Origin of the sequence: Kitasatospora sp. NPDC056651 (genome assembly GCF_042792155.1) — a bacterium.
Lineage (GTDB): Bacteria > Actinomycetota > Actinomycetes > Streptomycetales > Streptomycetaceae > Kitasatospora.
In genome coordinates, this window is sequence record NZ_JBHTWX010000070.1 from 1 (window position 1) to 17983 (window position 17983).

General features: G+C 74.7%; 16 protein-coding genes and 2 pseudogenes. 8 read left to right on the forward strand and 10 right to left on the reverse strand.

Features of this window, described 5'->3' with window-relative positions:
• Positions 1-63: 63 nt before the first annotated feature.
• The gene (locus ACFRAR_RS24980; protein ID WP_380700408.1) at positions 64-657 is read right to left on the reverse strand and encodes a cysteine hydrolase family protein; all 594 of its coding nucleotides are present in this window, start codon (positions 655-657) and stop codon (positions 64-66) included.
• Positions 658-775: 118 nt separating this feature from the next.
• Positions 776-1882 (reverse strand): NAD(+)/NADH kinase, encoded by a 1107-nt coding sequence (locus tag ACFRAR_RS24985; protein WP_380700409.1) that lies wholly within the window; start codon positions 1880-1882, stop codon positions 776-778.
• Between the two features lie 400 nt (positions 1883-2282).
• On the opposite strand from ACFRAR_RS24985, the gene gndA reads away from it, so the two are divergent.
• The 4 genes from gndA to ACFRAR_RS25005 all read left to right on the forward strand — a co-directional run bounded on the left by gndA (position 2283) and on the right by ACFRAR_RS25005 (position 5214).
• The gene (gene gndA, locus ACFRAR_RS24990) at positions 2283-3737 is read left to right on the forward strand and encodes an NADP-dependent phosphogluconate dehydrogenase (RefSeq protein WP_380700410.1); all 1455 of its coding nucleotides are present in this window, start codon (positions 2283-2285) and stop codon (positions 3735-3737) included.
• Positions 3686-3886, forward strand: a complete 201-nt coding sequence (locus ACFRAR_RS24995; RefSeq protein WP_380700447.1) for an SDR family oxidoreductase — start codon at positions 3686-3688, stop codon at positions 3884-3886. The genes gndA and ACFRAR_RS24995 overlap by 52 nt, the downstream gene beginning before the upstream one ends.
• A gap of 244 nt (positions 3887-4130) precedes the next feature.
• On the forward strand, positions 4131-4826 hold the full coding sequence (locus tag ACFRAR_RS25000) for a 2OG-Fe(II) oxygenase (protein ID WP_380700448.1): 696 nt from the start codon (positions 4131-4133) through the stop codon (positions 4824-4826).
• Positions 4827-4911: 85 nt separating this feature from the next.
• Positions 4912-5214: a hypothetical protein gene (locus ACFRAR_RS25005; protein ID WP_380700411.1), complete on the forward strand. Its 303-nt coding sequence runs from the start codon at positions 4912-4914 to the stop codon at positions 5212-5214.
• 82 nt (positions 5215-5296) lie between these two features.
• On the opposite strand, the gene ACFRAR_RS25010 is transcribed toward ACFRAR_RS25005, so the two are convergent.
• Positions 5297-6031: a L,D-transpeptidase family protein gene (locus ACFRAR_RS25010; RefSeq protein WP_380700412.1), complete on the reverse strand. Its 735-nt coding sequence runs from the start codon at positions 6029-6031 to the stop codon at positions 5297-5299.
• 409 nt (positions 6032-6440) lie between these two features.
• On the opposite strand from ACFRAR_RS25010, the gene ACFRAR_RS25015 reads away from it, so the two are divergent.
• Positions 6441-7214 carry an SDR family NAD(P)-dependent oxidoreductase gene (locus ACFRAR_RS25015; protein WP_380700413.1) on the forward strand — a complete coding sequence of 258 codons (774 nt, stop codon included), beginning with the start codon at positions 6441-6443 and terminating at the stop codon, positions 7212-7214.
• A gap of 172 nt (positions 7215-7386) precedes the next feature.
• Here the strand turns inward: ACFRAR_RS25015 and ACFRAR_RS25020 are convergent.
• Positions 7387-7914, reverse strand: a pseudogene (locus ACFRAR_RS25020) (TetR/AcrR family transcriptional regulator C-terminal domain-containing protein); the annotation flags it as partial.
• Between ACFRAR_RS25020 and ACFRAR_RS25025 the strand changes: the two are divergent.
• A pseudogene (locus ACFRAR_RS25025) lies at positions 7902-8138 on the forward strand (hypothetical protein); the annotation flags it as partial. The pseudogenes ACFRAR_RS25020 and ACFRAR_RS25025 sit on opposite strands and share 13 nt — an antisense overlap.
• 135 nt (positions 8139-8273) lie before the next feature.
• On the opposite strand, the gene ACFRAR_RS25030 reads toward ACFRAR_RS25025, so the two are convergent.
• Genes ACFRAR_RS25030 through ACFRAR_RS25040 form a run of 3 tightly spaced genes read right to left on the reverse strand, consistent with a single transcriptional unit; the run spans position 8274 to position 11175 of the window.
• Positions 8274-9092 carry a heme ABC transporter ATP-binding protein gene (locus tag ACFRAR_RS25030; protein WP_380700414.1) on the reverse strand — a complete coding sequence of 273 codons (819 nt, stop codon included), beginning with the start codon at positions 9090-9092 and terminating at the stop codon, positions 8274-8276.
• Positions 9093-9100: 8 nt separating this feature from the next.
• Positions 9101-10162, reverse strand: a complete 1062-nt coding sequence (locus tag ACFRAR_RS25035) for a FecCD family ABC transporter permease (protein WP_380700415.1) — start codon at positions 10160-10162, stop codon at positions 9101-9103.
• Positions 10159-11175, reverse strand: a complete 1017-nt coding sequence (locus tag ACFRAR_RS25040; protein ID WP_380700416.1) for a hemin ABC transporter substrate-binding protein — start codon at positions 11173-11175, stop codon at positions 10159-10161. Before ACFRAR_RS25040 ends, ACFRAR_RS25035 begins: the two co-directional genes overlap by 4 nt.
• Positions 11176-11347: 172 nt before the next feature.
• Between ACFRAR_RS25040 and ACFRAR_RS25045 the strand changes: the two genes are divergently transcribed.
• Both ACFRAR_RS25045 and ACFRAR_RS25050 read left to right on the forward strand, forming a co-directional pair.
• Entirely contained in the window at positions 11348-12871 is a 1524-nt protein-coding gene (locus ACFRAR_RS25045) for an HtaA domain-containing protein (protein ID WP_380700417.1), read from the forward strand.
• Positions 12872-12916: 45 nt separating this feature from the next.
• A complete protein-coding gene (locus ACFRAR_RS25050) occupies positions 12917-14560 on the forward strand; it encodes an HtaA domain-containing protein (RefSeq protein WP_380700418.1) in 1644 nt (547 codons plus the stop codon).
• Between the two features lie 80 nt (positions 14561-14640).
• Here the strand turns inward: ACFRAR_RS25050 and ACFRAR_RS25055 are convergent, their stop codons facing one another.
• The 3 genes from ACFRAR_RS25055 to ACFRAR_RS25065 form a co-directional block, all read right to left on the reverse strand.
• Positions 14641-15309, reverse strand: a complete 669-nt coding sequence (locus ACFRAR_RS25055; protein WP_380700419.1) for a heme oxygenase (biliverdin-producing) — start codon at positions 15307-15309, stop codon at positions 14641-14643.
• Positions 15310-15490: 181 nt separating this feature from the next.
• Complete coding sequence (locus ACFRAR_RS25060; protein ID WP_380700420.1) at positions 15491-16903, reverse strand: MATE family efflux transporter; 1413 nt, start codon at positions 16901-16903, stop codon at positions 15491-15493.
• Between the two features lie 24 nt (positions 16904-16927).
• The gene (locus ACFRAR_RS25065) at positions 16928-17959 is read right to left on the reverse strand and encodes a cysteine synthase family protein (RefSeq protein WP_380700421.1); all 1032 of its coding nucleotides are present in this window, start codon (positions 17957-17959) and stop codon (positions 16928-16930) included.
• Between the last annotated feature and the right edge of the window lie 24 nt (positions 17960-17983).

The window sequence follows — 17983 nt, forward strand, 5'->3', positions numbered from 1 at the left end:
GTGTCCCCGACCGCGACGGTCGGGGACACCGGGGCCCGCTGGTGCCGAGGACCTGCCTCCTGCTCAGGCGCCGGCGGCGGCCAGGACCTTGTCGGTCGTCACCACCTTGGCGAACCGCATCGCGTGCAGCGTCGTGGCCGTGGCACGGGCGAGTTCGGCGGCGGTGATGGTGGTGCCGTCGGGGCCGGCCATGTCGAAGGAGTGCATGGCGTCGACGGGGAAGATCGCGTCGTAGCCGAGGTTGCCGGCCATCCGGGCGGTCGTCTCGTTGCACACGTTGGTGATGATCCCGGTGACGACCACCTGCCGGGCGCCGCGCTCCTGGAGCCAGGCGTGCAGGTCGGGGGTGCCGTAGAAGGCGCTGTTGACGGTCTTGGTGATGTGCAGGTCGGGCGTGAGGGCCGCGACGAAGTCCTTCAGGGCGTGGCCCGGCGTGCCCTCCTCCAGCGGGCCGACCGGGGTGGCGTGCTGGACGGTGACGATCGGGCGGCCGGTGGACTGCCAGGTGGCGATCAGCTCGGCCATCCGCTGCTCGGCCTGCGGGTTGTCGCGGGGGCCGAAGCCGGGATCCTCGAACCCCTTCTGGACGTCGATGAGGATCAGGACGGCGTCGGGGTCGAGGGTGAGCGGGGCCTCGAAGGCATCGGTGTTCGTCATGTGACTCATTGTGCTCGACCCCAAGCAGTGATGGGTGGACATGCCACTCATCGATGGATTTCTGCCGTCTTCCGTCCGCTGTCCGCCGTCCGCTGTACGCTGCCTCCGCGGAACCGGGTCAGGCGCCGTCGTCCGCTCGGCGCACGACGCGGGGGCGGTGCCTACCGGCCTCCAGGGTGGGCAGGTTCAGGTGCTCCAGGTCGTGCGGCGGCGGTGCCGTGAGCGGCCAGGTCGAGGGGACCTCGGCCGCGGCGGAGACGGTGGCGGGCGCGTCCGTCAGCCGCATCCGCTGCCTCAGCCGGCCGTAGAAGTCGGTCGGCCCCAGGCGCACCGCCCGCAGCCGGGTCGGTGACGCGTAGACGCCGACCCAGTCGCCGGGTTCCAGCACGCCGCGGAGCTGGCCGTCCACACTGACCGCCGCCAGACCCGAGTGCGGCAGCAGCCGCATGGCGATCGGCTCGTCCGGTGCGGCCAGGACGGAGCGCCTGAAGGCCATGTGCGCCGCGACGGGCGTGAAGACGAGGACCTCCGCCCGGGGCGAGACCACCGGCCCGCCCGCGGCGAAGCTGTACGCGGTCGATCCCGTCGGCGTCGCCACCAGCAGCGCGTCGCCGGCGTAGGAGGCGAGCAGCCTCCCCGCGAAGTAGACCGCGGCGGCGACCCGGCCGTCCCGGGCGAACTTCTCCACCACCACCTCGTTCAGTCCGAGCACGTCCAGCGCGACTCCCCAGCCACCCCCGGCCTCGCACCCCGTACGCACCTGCGGAGGGGGCAACGGCGGCCGGTGGGAGTACGGCGAGGGCGGGCCGGACTCCTCGGGGAGCGGGAGCGGCCGGGAGGCCCGCATCGTCACCAGCATCCGTTCCTCGACGCTGACGCGTGACTCCCGGACGGCCTCCAGGGCCTGGAGCACGTCGTGCGCGGGCACCTCGGTGAGGAAGCCCAGGTGCCCGAAGTCGATGCCCAGCAGCAGGGCACCCCCGTGCGACGCCAGGCGCGCACCGCGCAGGAAGGTGCCGTCGCCGCCCAGCGTGACGATGAGGTCCGGGTTCCCGGCCGCGGCCATCTCCTCCCTGGCACTGCGCCGAGGCCCGGACGCGTTCCACACGTCGATCTCGGTGCACCGGATGCGGTGGCCGTCGCACCAGGAACGCACCGAGCGGGAGGCCTGTACGGCTTCGGGGCGCCCCTTGTGGACGACGAGACCGATGCGTTCGACCGCCATGGCGTGCCCTCCTCGGCGAAGGTGGGGTGGGGGCCTCTCCAGGATGCGCTCCGGTCGCGAGCCCCGGCGACTCGCCGGGTGCGCCCTGCCCGGTCCGTCGGCTTGCGGGCCGCTGCCGGTGGCAGTCCGTCCGGAAACGCCCGGGCGGGCTACCCGGGCGGGCTAACCCCCCGCGCGGTCCCGCTCCCCGGTGGCGATCCTGGTTCCGGCCGCCCGTGGCGCACCGGAGCCGCTCGGCCCGAGGCGCCCGCGGCACGAACTCGCGGGCGTCCAGGCCCGCGAACCCGCCGGGGCCCGAGCCCGCCGGAGGCCGGAGTCCGGCGGAGACCCGAGCCCGCCGGGGCCCGAGTCCGTCGGAACCCCCGGCCCGTCGTAACCCCCGAGAGAGGAAGCAGCCGCCATGGAGGCATCCGCACAGATCGGCGTGACGGGGCTGGCGGTGATGGGCCGCAACCTGGCCCGGAACTTCGCCCGCAACGGCTACACGGTCGCGGTGCACAACCGCACCCCGGGTCGCACCAGAGCGCTGGTCGAGGAGTTCGGCCACGAGGGCTCGTTCGTCCCGGCGGAGTCACCCCAGGACTTCGTGGCCGCGCTGGAGCGGCCCCGCCGGCTGCTGATCATGGTGAAGGCCGGGTCGGCCACCGACGAGGTGATCGAGGAGTTCGCCCCGCTGCTGGAGCCGGGCGACATGATCATCGACGGTGGCAACGCCCATTTCGCCGACACCCGCCGCCGCGAGCGGGCGCTGCGCGAACGCGGCCTCCACTTCGTCGGCACCGGCGTCTCCGGCGGGGAGGAGGGCGCGCTGAACGGGCCGTCGGTCATGCCCGGCGGCTCCGCCGAGTCCTACCGCGTCCTCGGCCCGATGCTGGAGAGGATCAGCGCCCACGTGGACGGCGACCCCTGCTGCACCCACATCGGCACCGACGGGGCCGGCCACTTCGTGAAGATGGTGCACAACGGCATCGAGTACGCCGACATGCAGCTCATCGCGGAGGCCTACCACCTCCTGCGGGAGATCGGCGGCTTCGCCCCCGCCGAGATCGCCGAGATCTTCCGCCGCTGGAACAAGGGGCGCCTCGACTCCTACCTGATCGAGATCACGTCCGAGGTCCTCGCCCACACCGACGCCGCCACCGGCGGGCCCTTCGTGGACATCGTCCGGGACGCCGCGGAGCAGAAGGGCACCGGGCGCTGGACGGTGCAGACCGCCCTCGACCTCGGCTCCCCGGTCACCGCCATCGCCCAGGCCACCTTCGCCCGGGTCTCCTCCGCCCGGACCGAACTGCGCCGGGCCTACCGGCCGCTGCCCGGGGGCACCCGGCAGGAGCTGCGCCCGCACGAGGCCGAGCGCTTCACCCGGGACGTCGAGCAGGCCCTCTACGCGTCGAAGGTCATCGCCTACGACCAGGGCTGGACCATGATCCGCGACGCCGCGGCCGAGTACGGCTGGGACATCGACCTGGGCGCGGTGGCGAAGATCTGGCGCGGCGGCTGCATCATCCGCGCCGCCTTCCTGGACCGGATCCGCGCCGCCCACGCCGCCGATCCCGGCCTGGTCAGCCTGCTCGCCGAGGAGCAGTTCGCGGCCGAGATCACCGACGCCCAGGCGGCCTGGCGCACGGTCGTCGCGAGCGCGGTCCAGCACGGCATCCCGGTACCGGCGTTCTCCGCCGCACTCGCCTCCTACGACACCCTGCGCAGCGAGCGCCTGCCCGCCGCACTGATCCAGGGCCAGCGCGACTTCTTCGGCGCGCACACCTACCACCGCACCGACCGGGAGGGCAGCTACCACACGCGCTGGGCCGAGCCCGGCCGCCCCGAGGTCCGGACGGACACCGGCGCGGCGTAGCCGCACCCGCCGCCTCCCCGCTGCGCCGCCTGATCCGCCCCCACGAGGTGGCCAGCATGATCACGTACGTGGCCTCCGAACAGTCCTCGGCCACCACCGGCCGAGCGCTCGGCGTCGACGGCGGCCTCCTGCCCACGATCCTCCCCTGACCCGGCCACCCGCGGCGGCCGGGTCAGCGCGCGGCCCCGGAGGCACCCGCCGTCCGACGCGGTGTCCGAATGCCGCCAGCGCACGGCTCCGTCCAGGGGCGACGATCGGAACAGTCCGAACGCTGCCGCCGACGGCCCGCCCTGCCTGGGGGACCGTGGGCCCGCGCCTCCCTGCCCGTCGAAGGATCCCCCCGTGAACGACACGCTCTCCGCCGTCGAGGCGCCCACCTCGGACCCGGCCGTCCTGCCCGCGCTCGCCCAGCGCGACTGGCAGGACGTGCACGAGCGGCTGGACCGGGACGGCGCGGCGCTCAGCGGGCCCCTGCTGTCGCCCGCCCGGTGCCGGGAGATCGCCGCGCTCTACGACCGGCCCGAACTGTTCCGCACCACCGTCGACATGGCCCGCCACCGCTTCGGATCCGGCCAGTACCGCTACTTCACCCACGACCTGCCCGAACCCGTCGCCGCCCTGCGCGAGGCCCTCTACCCCCGCCTGCTCACCGTCGCCCGGGCCTGGGCCGGCAAGCTCGGCCGCCCCGCCCCCTGGCCCGACACCCTCGCCGAATGGGTCACCATGTGCCACGCCGCCGGCCAGGACAAGAGCTCCCAGATCCTGCTGCGCTACGGCCCCGGTGACTGGAACGCCCTGCACCGCGACGTCTTCGGCGACCTCGTCTTCCCCCTCCAGGTCGTCATCGGCCTCGACGCCCACGGCACCGACTACACCGGAGGCGAGTTCCTCCTCGTCGAGCAGCGCCCCCGTGCCCAGTCCCGCGGCACCGCCATCGTCCTTCCCCAGGGGCACGGCCTGGTCTTCACCACCCGTGACCGCCCCGTCCCCTCGGCCCGCGGCCACCGCGCCGGCCCCGTCCGCCACGGCGTCAGCACCGTGCGCTCCGGCCGCCGTCACGCCCTCGGCCTCGTCTTCCACGACGCCTGACACCTCGCCACCCCGTCCGCCGCCGACGCGCGCGCCCGTCCGAGACACATCGGCGGCGGACGACCCGCCAGAAGGACCGCACCCCATGGACATCCGCCCCGCGCCCGGCCGTTCCCCCCTCCTCCCCGGAGCCGGGACCACCGTCCACGGCGGTCTCCCCGCACCCGCCCCGCACACCGCCGCCGAACTCGCGGCCCTGCTGCGCCTGCTCGCGGACCACCGCCACCCGCGGCTGCGCAGCGTCGCGATCGGCCGCAGCCGCGACGACGCCTCCCGCACGGCCGCCGCCGAGTTCGCCGACGCCTGGCACGCCGCTGGGCACGCCGCCGGGCACGCCGTTCCGGCCGTCGTCGACTGCCCGCCCCTCGCCCGGGGCGCCGCCGGGTGAACACCACCACCGCCCTCGCCCCCCGGGCGCGGCCCGGTGCCGCGTCTGGGCCCTGTCCGGCCCTGTCCGGCCCTGTCCGGCCCTAGCCGATCGCGATGACGGGGTGGTCGGCGGGGTCGATCCACCGCATCGTCCGGGTCATGAAGGCGGCGGGGACGGCGACGCAGCCGGCGGTGGTTTCGGCTCGGGGGCCGAGGTCGTGGAGGAAGATGCCGGCGCCGCGGCCCTTCACGACAGGGGCGGTGTTGAAGTCGACGACCAGGACGTTCTCGTACTGGACGGGGTGGTCGACGAGGTGTTCGCTGCCGAGAGGGCCCTGTTCGGTGAGGTGGAATCCGCCCTCGGTGTCGGTGCGCATGCGGTTGTAGTAGGCGGAGGACGGGTCCTGGACCCACCAGTCGTGCGTGGTGACGTGGTGGTAGGGGATCCTCGTTCCCGGGTCCGGGGAGATGCCGAAGGCCTGGGTGAGGGTGTACGTGCCGGTCGGTGTGGTCCCGGTCCCCTGGACGCGGGTGAGGCCGTCGTGCGTGCCGCCGGACCCGATGCGCGCGTCGGTGGTGGAGTCGAGGGAGCGCCAGGTTCCGCCCCGGCGGACCCACAGGGTCACGGTGGCGCGGGTGCCTTCCGCCTTGACCGTGATCACCTGGTCGGCCCGACCGACCGTCACCGGCACGGGGAACGGGCCGCCGTCGGCCCGCGCGCTCGGGGCGGGGCCCGCGCCGGTGAGTGCGACGGCGGCGCCGAGTGCGAGGGCCGCGCCCAGACGGGGGAGCGCCGGGCCGCGGCGGTCGGCGGGGGGTGTCCGGGGGACGGCCATGGAGGGCCCTTCTGGTGGAGGACGGAAAAGGCGGAAGAGGACCGGCACGGAGGTTGCGCCGCATGCCGTCGGGTGGTGCCGTGGTCGGCCGCCCCCGCCCGGGTCGGGCCCGTCCACGCCAGGGCCATGATCGGCTCGCCGGGGCGGCCGCGCCAGCACCGACACCGCCGGGCTGTCCGAGGGGGCGTCACCCGACGAGAGCCGCTGACGCGGAACCCGCGATGCGGAACCCGCGATGCGGACGGTGATCCGACGCCGTCGGGGGTAGGAACCCGGCTGGACGGGGGCTGTTCGGGCGACACGGATGCGGACACGGACACGAGTATGGACACGGATGCGGACACGGCTCGGGCGCCGGGGTCCGCAGCGGATGGGGTACCGGGTGTTCCGCGGGATGAGGAGGAGGGGCATGGCGTCCTTGTCGGGAGATGTCGTCGTCGTCACCGGAGCCGCCAGTGGCATCGGCCGGGCGGCCGCCGTGCGGCTGGCCCGGGCGGGCTGGGTGGTCGCGGCAGTGGACGTGGATGCGGCCGGTCTCGACCGTCTGGCTTCGGAGGCCCCCGGGCTGCGGTCGTTCGTCTGCGATGTCACCGATGGGGCGGCGGTGGCCGAGGTCGTGTCCGAGGTGGCGCGGGAGCTGGGTGCGCCGCGTCGGCTGGTGCACTGCGCGGGTGTCGGTGTGATGGGGCGGCTGCTCGACCGGGATCCGGCGGACACCCTCCGCCTGATGGACATCGTGTACGGCGGCACCCTGCGGGTGGTTCGCGCGGTGGTGCCGTTGATGGCGGCCCGGGGCGGCGGTGAGGTGGTCCTGTTCGGGTCGATCGGCGGCTGGGTGCCGGTGCCGTTGGGCGGGGGGTACGGCGCGGCGAAGGCCGCGGTGCACTTCCTGGCCGAGATCGTCGCGGCGGAACACCGCGCGGACGGCATCCGGGTCCTGTGTGTCTGCCCGCCCGCGGTGGAGACTCCGATGCTGGATCGGATTCGTGTCGAGACCCCGCAACTGCTGGGTCCACGCCGGGGGTTGAGTGTCGATACGGTGCTGGACTCGATGGACCGGGCGCTGGCGCGCGGCCGGGCGTGGGCCTTTCCGGGGCGCGGGACCCGGGCCCTGTGGACGGCTCGGCGCCTGGCGCCCCGGGCGCTCAGCGGGATCGTCGGCCGGGTGCTGGTCGGCAAGTAGGGTGCCGGTCGCGGCTACCGGTACCGTCCCGAGGCCGCGCGAATACCCCTGTGGCTCCCGGTCGTTCGCACCGCCGGGCCGCCGGGCCGCCGGGCCGCCGGGCCGCCGGGCCGCCGGGCCGCCGTGTGGACGTGGCCGGGCCGGAACGGGCTTGGGGAGGGACATCACCCGCTCAGCGCACGCCGGCGAGGCCGTCCACCAGGGAGCGGAGTCCGTCCCGGTAGGTGTCCTGAGCGGTCAGCGGTTCCCGGCGGTCCGCGATCCGTGCCAGGTGGGGCAGATCGTCCGGGTCGAGGTCGGCGAAGACCTGCTGCCGGTAGGTCGGGCGGTCAACCTCCTTGCGGCGCCGGGCCGCTGTCGCACGGACCATGATCTCTCCGGTGGTGTAGTACCAGATCGCACGGTAGCCCCGAACGGCTCCGTCGAGTGACAGGCCGCAGGCGATCAGGCCGTCGATGATCTGCTCGACGAACCACAGGGCGTGGGCGGACATCAGGTCGTCGGCGGTCAGCACCTCCACGATCCAGGGGCAGGCGGCGAGCGCCTCGTGGATCGCGGTGGCCGCGGCGACCACCCGTTCCCGGGGTTCGTCCGGCAGCTCGGTCCGGCGCAGCGCCCGCGAGGCGTGGTCGTCGAGCAGTTGGACGAGCAGGTCCTCCTTGTCGCGGACGTGGTGGTGGAGCGCCATCGGCGTGCTGCCTGACCGGCGGTGTCCGCCTCTACTTCCGTCCCACCACGCCCGGTGACGCCGAGGACATGGTGCGCCTGACGGCCGGTACCGCCGCGGTCGTGCCGCGCGGCCGCTGGCACCGCCTGGAACTCGACGCCGCCGGCGACCTGATGTCGATCACCCTCCGCAGGGGCACCCTCCTCGAACCGCGCACCGGTGCCGGCAGCCTGGAGGCCGGGACCGCGCGCGGATAGCGGCAGCACCACACCGGGGCCGCCGGTGGGCCCGCCCTCCCGCGAGCAGCGGGGCGGCGCCGACCGGCTGGTCGGCCAGACGGCCTGAGCCGCCCCCCGGCCGGGGGGAGCGGCCGGAGGGCCGGGTCCTTCGGTTCAGGTCCGTTCCGGCAGCACCAGTGGCACCCCGGTGCGCGGGTGCGCGAGCACCTCGACGGGGTGCCCGTAGAGCTCGCTGAGCAACGGCGCCCGCAGCACCTCGGCGACCGGTCCGTCGGCGACCGTCGCCCCGGCGGACAGCAGGACCACCCGGTCCGCGTAGGCCGCCGCGAGGGACAGGTCGTGCAGCACCACGACGACGCCGTCCCCGGCGGCGGCGCGCTCCCGGGCGACCCGCAGCACCAGCTCCTGGTGGCGCAGGTCGAGGGCCGCGGTCGGCTCGTCCAGGAGCAGCAGCGGGGTGCGCTGGGCCAGCACCCGGGCCAGTGCCACCCGGGCGCGCTCTCCGCCGGACAGGGCGGTGAACGGGCGTCCGGCGAAGGCGGTGGACTCGGTGGCCGCCATCGCCTCGGCGACCACCGCCTCGTCCTCGGCCGCCGCCGCCGTACCGGCCCAGGGCGCGCGGCCCATCCGGACCACCTCGTCGGCGGCGAACGGGAAGGACAGCGCGGCGGCCTGCGGCAGCAGCGCACGGTGCAGGGCGAGTTCGACGGGGCGGTAGGAGTCCAGGGGCCGGCCGCGCAGGGTGACCTCGCCGCCGTGCGGCGCGACGTCCCCGGCGAGGACGGAGAGCAGGGTGGACTTGCCCGCGCCGTTCGGTCCGAGCAGGGCCACCACCTCGCCGGCGGCGACCCGTACGGACGCGCCGGCCAGCAGCGCGCGGCCGCCCGCCGTCAGCCGTACGGCCTCGGCGGTGAGCAACTCGGTGCCGGTCGCGGGCCGTTCCGGGACCGTCCGGTGTCGGTGCAGCCTCATGCCCAGCCTCATGCCCAGCCTCCCTGCTTGGTCCGGGTCCGGCGCAGCAGCCAGAAGAAGAACGGGCTGCCGATCAGTGCGGTGAGCACCCCGAGCGGCAGTTCGGCGGGTTCGGCGAGGGTGCGGGCGGCGAGGTCGGCGGCCACCAGTACCAGGGCGCCGCCGAGTGCCGAGGCGGGCAGCAGGAAGCGGTGGCCGGGCCCGGCCAGCATCCGCAGCAGGTGGGGGACGACCAGGCCGACGAAGCCGATGATGCCGCTGACCGCGACGGCCGCGGCGGTGAGCAGCGCGACCACGGTGATCAGCGTCAGGCGCATCCGCTCGACGTCGACGCCGAGGTGGCGGGCGGGGCGCTCGCCGAGGGCCAGCAGGTCCAGCCTGCGGGCGTACAGCGGGGCGACGGCGAGCCCGACGGCGGCGAAGGGCAGGACGGCGAGCACCTTGCCCCAGGTGGCCTGGGAGAGCGAACCGAGCTGCCAGAAGGTGACCTGGCTGATCGCGGCGGAGTCGGCGGTGAACAGGAAGATGCCGATCAGCGCGCCGCAGAAGGCGTTCACGGCGACGCCGGTGAGGATCAGCGTGACCACCTCGGTGCGCCCGCCGGAGCGGGCCATGACGTACACCGCGAAGGCCGTCAACAGCCCGCCGGCGAAGGCGAAGGCGGTGACCGTCCAGTTGCCGAGGACGTCCAGGCCGAGCACGATGCAGGCCACCGCGCCGACCGCGCCGCCGGAGGAGACGCCGATGACGGCGGGTTCGGCGAGCGGGTTGCCGAACACGCCCTGCATCAGCGCCCCGGCGCAGCCGAGCGAGCCGCCGACCAGCAGGGCGAGCACGACCCGGGGCAGCCGGACGTTCCACAGCACCGATTCGGGCACCCGGTCCAGGGCGTGCCCGCCCAGGCCGAGGCGGTGGGCGGCGGAGGCGAGGACGTCGCCGAGCGGGATGCGGTAGGCGCCGGTGCCGGCCGCGATCAGGGCGCAGAGCACCAGGGCGGTGGCGAGCGCGGCCGTGACCAGGGCGGTCCTGGACGGCCCGGGGAGGCTCTTCTCCCGTACGGCGGTGGTCACTTGGCGCCCGCCGGGTGGAGCTGGGCGGTGATCTCCCGGAGCACCTGGGGGGTGCGCGGGCCGTAGCTGAGCAGCTGGCCGTCCTCGACGGAGACGATCCGGCGGTCCAGCCCGGCCGGGGTCTGGGCGACGCCGGGGAGCTTGAGCAGGCCGTCGACGCCGCCGACCGAGTCGAGTCCCTTGCTCATCACGAGGATCGCGTCGGGCGCGGCCTTGACCAGGGCCTCGCTGGTGAGCGGGGTGAAGTCGCCGGTGAGCCCGGCGGCGGTGCCGGCGTCCTCGCCGCCGACCGCCTCGATCAGCGAGCCGGCGCCGGAGGCGGGGCCGCCGAGCAGGTAGACGGAGGCGCTGCCGCGCAGGTAGAGGAAGGCCACCTTGGGGCGGTGGCCGGTGGCCGGGACGGCGGCCTTGGCGGCGTCGATCCGCTGCTCGGTGCGTTCCCTCAGCTGCCGCCCGGCGTCCGGCACTCCGAGGGCGGAGGCGACCGTGTCGGTGCGCGGGCCGACGTCGGCGAGCCTCTTGGCGTCGTCCAGGACGATCAGCGGGACGCCGGCCGCGCGGATCTGGGCGATCGCCTCGGCCGGGCCGGTGGAGCGGTCGGCGAGGACGACGGTCGGGTGCAGCGAGAGCACGCCCTCGGCGGACACGTCGTGGGCCTGGGTGATCACCGGCAGTGCGGCGGCCTGCTGAAAGGTGGTGGAGACGTCGCGGGCGACCACCTTGGGGCCGAGGCCGAGGCTGAACACCAGCTCGGCGAGGCTGCCGTTGAGCGGGATGATCCGCTCGGCGCTGGTGACGGTGACCTGGCGGCCGTCGGCGGACGGGGTGGTGGCCGGGAGCCGCGGGACGGGTTCGCCGGGCAGTGGCTCGACCGCGTCGGGGGCGCGGGAGGCGGACACCGCGGTGGTGCCGGTGGCGGAGCCGCAGGCGGTGAGGGCGAGGAGGAGGCCTAGGAGCAGCAGCAGGAGGGCAGGCCCGCGGGCTGCCTGGGGGCGGATCGTACTGCTGCTCAACGTGCTTCCCTTCACCGGGGGTTGTCACCGACTCCGCCCAGGTGGGGAGGGGAGGCGGCGGGGCTCTTGACCCATATATTAGGTTAGCCTTACCTAGCTTCCGCAAGGGGGTCGGTGACCCTCCCGACCCTCCCCTTGCCACGCCCCCATGACCCTTCGAGGAGTGATCCGCGTGTCCCTGCCCTGCCGGCTCCGCCGTCTGGCCGCCTCCCTGGTGGCCCTGCTCGCCGCCCTGTCGGTGGTGGGCCTGTCGCCGGCCCGGGCGGTGGCCGCCGAGGGCAAGGTCTCCGGCGGGCGGTTGGACTGGGGGATCAAACAGTCCTTCCTGACCTACGTCACCGGGCCCATCGCCAAGGGCGGTTGGGCTCTCACCGGCGGCGCGGCCACGGTCGGCGGCAGTACTTTCCGCTTCCACTCCGCGAACGGGACGTACGACCCGGCGACCGGCGCGCTGACCGCGGCCTTCTCCGGCGGTGTCCGCTTCACCGGACACCAGGAGAACGGCGCCGACGCGCTCGACCTGAGCCTCGGCCGGCTCACCTTCCGGGCCGCCCCCGGCGGCGCGGCCGGGCTCTACGCCGACGTCAGCAGCAAGTCCAAGGAGACCGGCCAGGTCGGCAACGCGAGCCAGGCCAAGCTGGCCGACCTCTCGCTGGCCGGCGTCGACCTGCGCGGCGCGGCCGGGACCCTGAGCCTCGGCAACGTCCCGGCTGTCCTCACCGATGCCGGGGCGAAGGCCTTCGGCAACTTCTACCAGGCCGGAACGGCCCTCGACCCGCTCAACCTCTCGGTCGACCTGCCCGCCGCGCAGGCGACTTCGGCGGCGCCGTCACCGAGCGCCACGCCGACGGCCGCGCCCACGTCCGCGCCCACCGACGAGGCCGCGCCCGCCGTCGGGACGGCCCCTTCCGCCGAGCCCGCCGCCCAGGCGCCCACGAAGACCGAGTTCGGCAACGGCGCCCTCGACTGGGGCGTGCGCCGCACCTTCCGCGACTACGTCACCGGCGCGATCGCCCAGGGCCGTTGGGAGCTCGGCGGCGGCGCGGCCGACGGCGGCGCCTACTTCCGCTGGACCCCGGCCAAGGGCGCGTACGACGCCGCGACCGGCGACCTCACCGCCGCCTTCACCGGCACCGTCCGCTTCACCGGCCTGCGCAGCGGCGAGACCTACGGGCTGGACCTCACCCTGGCCAACCCGGGCGTCACCGTGGCCGGCGGCCAGGGCCGACTGCTCGCCGACGTCTCCGGCCGCACCCCGGACGGCGCCACCCAGCAGCTGACCGGCGTCGAGCTGGCCGCCTTCGACCCGGCCGGCCTCAAGCCCGAGGGCGGCCTGCTGAAGGCCGTCGAACTGCCGCTGAAGCTGGCCGAGGGCGGCGCCAAGGCCTTCGGCGGCCTCTACCCGGCCGGCACCGAGATGGACCCGCTGAGCTTCGCCGTCGCCCTCGACCCGGCCGCCGCACTGCCCCCGCTGCCCGACCTCGGCAGCGCCCCGGCCACGCCGGCCACGCCGGCCGCCTCGGGCACCCCCGCCGCCTCGCCCGTCGCGTCCTCCGTCGGTTCGTCCTCGGGCGGCTTCCCGGTGGCAGCCGTGGCCGGCGGCGCGGTGCTGGTCGCCGCGCTCGCCACGACCGGCGGGCTGCTGGTGCGACGCCGCCGCGCGGCCGCCGCCCCGGACGGCGACCACACGGCCTGACCCCTTTCCCCCGCCATCCCCCCATCCGAACGGAGCACCACCACCATGTCCCGCAACCGCACCCGGCTGGCCGCCCTCGCCGCCGCCACCGCAGGCCTCGGCCTGACCGCCCTCGGCGCCCCGGCACTCGCCGTCGCGGGCGGCGCCCCGGGTAGCGTCACGTACGACACCGGCGCGCTGGACTGGGGGGTGAAGGCCGGCTTCCGCAGCTACATCGAGAGCCCGGCCTCCCAGGGCGGCGCGGTCGAGCTGACCGACGGCGCGACCCGCAACGCCGACGGCACCTTCCACTTCGGCCTGGCGAGCGCCACGTACGACCTCACCGCCCACGCGCTCAGCTCCTCCTTCACCGGCGGCGTCCACTTCACCGCCCACCACGGCGCGCTGGACGTCGCGCTCAGCGACCTGAAGGTCACCACCTCGGGCACCATCGGCACGCTCACCGCCGACACCGCCTCCAAGGAGTCGATGGGCGCCACCGAGATCACCCGACGGAACGATGTGCCGCTGGTGACCTTCACCGTCGGGCGGGACACCACCACCGGGGTGCCGACGGCCGCCAAGCTGACCGAGCAGGGAGCCCAGGCCTTCGCCGGCTTCTACCGAGCCGGGACGGACATGGACCCGCTGTCGCTGCTGCTCCGGCAGAGCCCGGCGACGCCCTCGCCCTCGCCCACGCCGACCACGCCGACCACGACGGCCTCGCCGACCGCGCAGCCCACCGGCACGCCGACCGCCGAGCCCACCGCCACGGCCTCGCCGACCGCGCAGCCCACCGGCACGCCGACCGCCGAGCCCACCGCCACGCCGACCTCGACCCCGTCGGGTGGCCCCTCCGCCACCTCCTCGCCGTCGGCCCCCGCGACGCCCGCCCCGAGCGGCACCCCCGGCACCACCCCCGACCGCCTGCCGGTGGTGAACGGCACGCTGAACTGGACGGTCAAGGAGAGCTTCCGCAAGTACCTCGAGTCCCCGATGGCCGCCGGCAAGGTCGAGTTCGGCGGCGGCGCGGCCGACTACCGCTTCGGCGGTGCCACCGGCGCCTACAACACCGCCGACCACTCGCTGACCGCCGGCTTCACCGGCTCGGTCCGCTTCCTCGGCCACCCCGGCAAGGACGGCTGGGCGCTGGACACCACGCTGTCCAAGCCGGGCCTGGTCATCGACCGGGAGGGCGCCTTCCTGACCGCCGACGTCAACGGCAAGTCCCCGGACGGCGCGTCGACCACGCTGAGCGGCGCCCGGATCGCCAAGCTCGACGTCCCGGCCGCCGCGCTGAAGCCGGTCAACGGCGTGGTCACGCTCGCCAACGTTCCGGCCACGCTCACCGCCGAGGGCGTCCCGGTGTTCTCCAACTACCCGGCCGGTACCGCCCTGGACCCGGTCAGCGCCACCCTGGCCTTCGACAAGGACGCCAAGCTGCCGACCACCCCGCCCGCCGGCGGCTCCGGCACCGGTGACGGCTCCGCCGCGGGCGGCCAGGCCTCCGGCGGCCAGGCCTCGGGCGGCGGCACCGCCGGTGGAGCCTCGCTGACCACGGGCGGTCCGAGCACGGGCGGCGGCTCGCTCGCCGCCACCGGCGCGGACACCCCGGTGGCCCCGCTGCTGGCCACCGCGGCCGGCCTGCTGCTGGTCGGCGGCAGCGCCACCGCCCTGGTGCGCACCCGCCGTCGCGGTGCCCAGGTCTGACCTCTGGTCGGAAACGCGAACCGGCCCCGGCGAGCACCTGCTCGCCGGGGCCGATCGCTTGCCATCGTCAGGGGAAACGTTCACGCACTCAGCGGGTAGCGCGTGTCCAGGTCGCGGAAGACCGCCCCGTTGAGCACGAAGGCCCGCTTGCACTCCTCGACCACCCGGCGCCGCTCGACCTCGTCCATCGCCTCCCCGGCCGCGTCCAGCTTGGCCCGGTAGTCGCGCTTGAAGGCGGCCGGGTTCTCGACCCCCTCGAAGACGTAGAACCGCACGCCGTCCCCCTTGCGTTCGAAGCCCCACGTCTTCTCCGCCAGGCCCCGGATGATCTGGCCGCCCGACAGGTCTCCCAGGTAGCGGGTGTAGTGGTGCGCGAGGTATCCGGCGGGCCACTCGGCGGCCAGCTCCTCCACCCGTGCCACGTACGCGGCGGTGGCGGGCAGCGGCGCCAGCCCGTCCCGCCAGTCGGGTCCGCGCAGGTGCGCCAGGTCGCGCTCGATGGCGTCGGTGCGCAGGAGCGCCCGGTCCACGAACGGGCCGGCCAGCGGGTGCTCCGCGAGCTGCTCGGCCCGCTCCTCCAGTGCCCGATAGACGTACCAGAGCTGGCCGGTGAGGTCGGCGTAGGCCTCTATCCCGAGGTGCCCGCCGAGCAGTCGGCTCATGAACGAGGACTGCTCCGCGGCCTCGTGCTCCTCACTGCTGGCGGTGCGGAGCACGGTGGAGAACGGGACGGAATCGGGCGTGGGCATGCGGGCTCCAGGGATCGGATGCGGCCGGGTCGGAATGACCTTGATAGCTATGGTTAGCCTAACCTAAATAGCAAGTTGCCGACACTGTGTCGGGAACGCCGGGCCGGGCGCTCCCGGGAAACGGCGGAGGCCGGGGTCCGCGGACGAATCCGCGAACCCCGGCCTCCGGCCGTTCGGCCCCTCAGGCGGTCGCGACGGCCGCTTCCGGCACGGCGGCCGCCCTGGCGGACAGAGCGCGGCCGTAGCGGCGCAGCAGGAGCACGGCAGTGGTGGCGAGGCCGGTGAGCAGGCCGAGCCACAGACCGCGGGTCTCGCCGCCGAGCGGGTAGGCGAACAGCCAGGCGGCGGGCAGTCCGACGAGCCAGTAGCCGACGAGGGTGATGCGGAAGCCGCTCCGGGTGTCGTCGAGGCCGCGCAGCAGGCCGACGCCGATGTTCTGGGCGCAGTCGAAGAACTGCAGTACGGCGACGACGACCAGGAGTCCGGTGGCGATCCGCAGGCCCTGCTGGTCGGCGGCCGTGCCGGGGTCGAAGTAGGGCCGCAGGACGAGGTCGGGCACGGTGAGGTAGGCGGTGCCGACGAGCGCGGTGACGACGGCACCGCAGGCGAGCGCGGTGTTCCTGATCCGGCGGGCGGCGGCGTACCCGCCGAGGGCGAGCTCCCGGCTGACGTTGATCGAGGCGGCATGGGAGAGGCCGACGGCGACCTGGAAGACGATGTAGATCAGCTGGTTGACGGCGGTGTGGGCGGCGAGCGCGGCGGCGCCGAAGCTGCCCGCGAGCAGAGCGGTGACGGAGAAGAAGCCCGCCTCGGAGCCGTAGGTGGCGGCGATCGGGGTGCCGAGGCCGAGCAGGCGGCGCACGGTCGCCGCGTCGGCGCGCCAGAAGTCCGGGCTCAGCAGCGGTGCGAGCTGCGGGTCGCGGCGGGCGGAGGCGTAGAGGGCGAGGAAGGAGAGCAGGTAGACGCCGCTGGTGGCGACGCCGATGCCGGTGAGGCCGAACCTGGGCAGGCCCCAGGTGCCGTGGATGAAGACCCAGTTGAGTCCGGCGTTGACGGCGACGGAGGCGATGGTGATCCGCAGGAGGGCCTGCGGGCGGCGCATGCCGACGGTGAACTGGCGGATCGCCTGGAACCAGAGGCAGGGCAGCAGGCCGGGAGCGAGGGCGGCGAGCATGCCCTGGGCGCGGTGGGCGACCTCCGCGTCCTGGCCGAGGAAGGTGGCGGCCTGGCCGATGAGCACCATCAGGACGGCACCTGCGACGCCGGCCAGGGTGGCGACGGCCATCGCGGCCCGGACCAGGCCGCGCACCTCCTCCCCGCCGTCGTCGGTCGGGTCCTCGGTCCGTTCGGCGCGCGCGGCGGCGGCCGCGACCTGGTTGCCGACGGCGGTGACGAGCCCGACGCCCATGGTGCGCAACTGGTTGAAGACGACCAGGGCGAGGCCGCCGGCCGCGAGCGCCTCGGTGCCGAGGACGCCCATCATGATGGTGTCGGTGGTGGTGAGGGCCACCTGGGCGAGCTGGGTGAGGGCGAGCGGGACGGCGAGCGCGGCGAGCGCGCGGCTGTCGCGGGCGAGGGTGGCTAGCTGCTGCATCGTGGGTGTCACGTTTCCCGGAAGTCAGGGCCTGCGGAGTTCGGTGAGCATGTCGTCGACCCCGGCCTCCACGGCGTCGTCGAGCAGGGCGCGGGCGTTCATCCAGTCGTCGTTGAAAACGGTGTCGAGGTACTTCTCGCCACCGTCGTTGATGAAGGCGACCATAACGGCCTCCGGTGCCAGGGTTCGCAGGCGGTTCAGGGCCTCGTGGACGACGCCCCCCGCCGAGCCGCCGAGGAGCAGGCCGGTGCGGCGGGCGACGACGCGGGCGGTGGCGAAGGCTTCGATGTCGCCGACCTTCACGCCCTCGTCGATGAGGTCGTAGTCCACCAGCAGGCCGATGGTCGCGCCCTCGGGGGTGCCGGTGCCGGACTGGTAGTAGTCGTGGGCGGGCGGGCCGAAGGCGATCGAGCCCTTCGGTTCGACACCCACGACGGCGACGTCGGGCACGGACTTCCTCAACTCCCGGGCGGTGCCGCAGAGTCCGCCGCCGGTGCCGACGGCGCCGACCAGCACGTCGACCCGGTTGTCGAGGGCCTGGGCGATCTCGCGGCCGACGGCGTGGTAACCCACGGCGTTGCTGGGGTTGTTGTGCTGTTCGGTGAAGAAGGTGTTCTCCCTGCCGCTGGCCATCTCCTCGGCGAGTTCCTCGCGGGCCGCGGTGTGGAGTTCCTCGCCTTCGGTGTCGGCGTCGACGTAGACGAGTTCGGTGCCCATCGCCAACATGGCGCGCAGCTTGTCGGCGGCGGCGTGGTGGTCGACGACGGCGGTGAAGCGGTAGCCGCGTTCGGCGGCGACCACGGCCAGGCCCAGGCCGGTGTTGCCGGAGGTGGACTCCACGATGTGGCCGCCCTCGCGCAGCTCGCCGCGCTCCTCGGCGTCGAGGACCATCTGGCGGGCCATCCGGATCTTGGCGCTGCCGGTGGGGTTGAACATCTCCAGTTTGAGGAGCAGGCGGGCGCCGTTGTCGGCGCGGGCGAGTTCGAACAGCGGGGTGTGGCCGATGAGGTCGGAGATCCGGCTGACCACCGGGGGGCGGTGCAGGGCGTCGGTCATGGTGGGGCTCCGTGGGGACGGCGG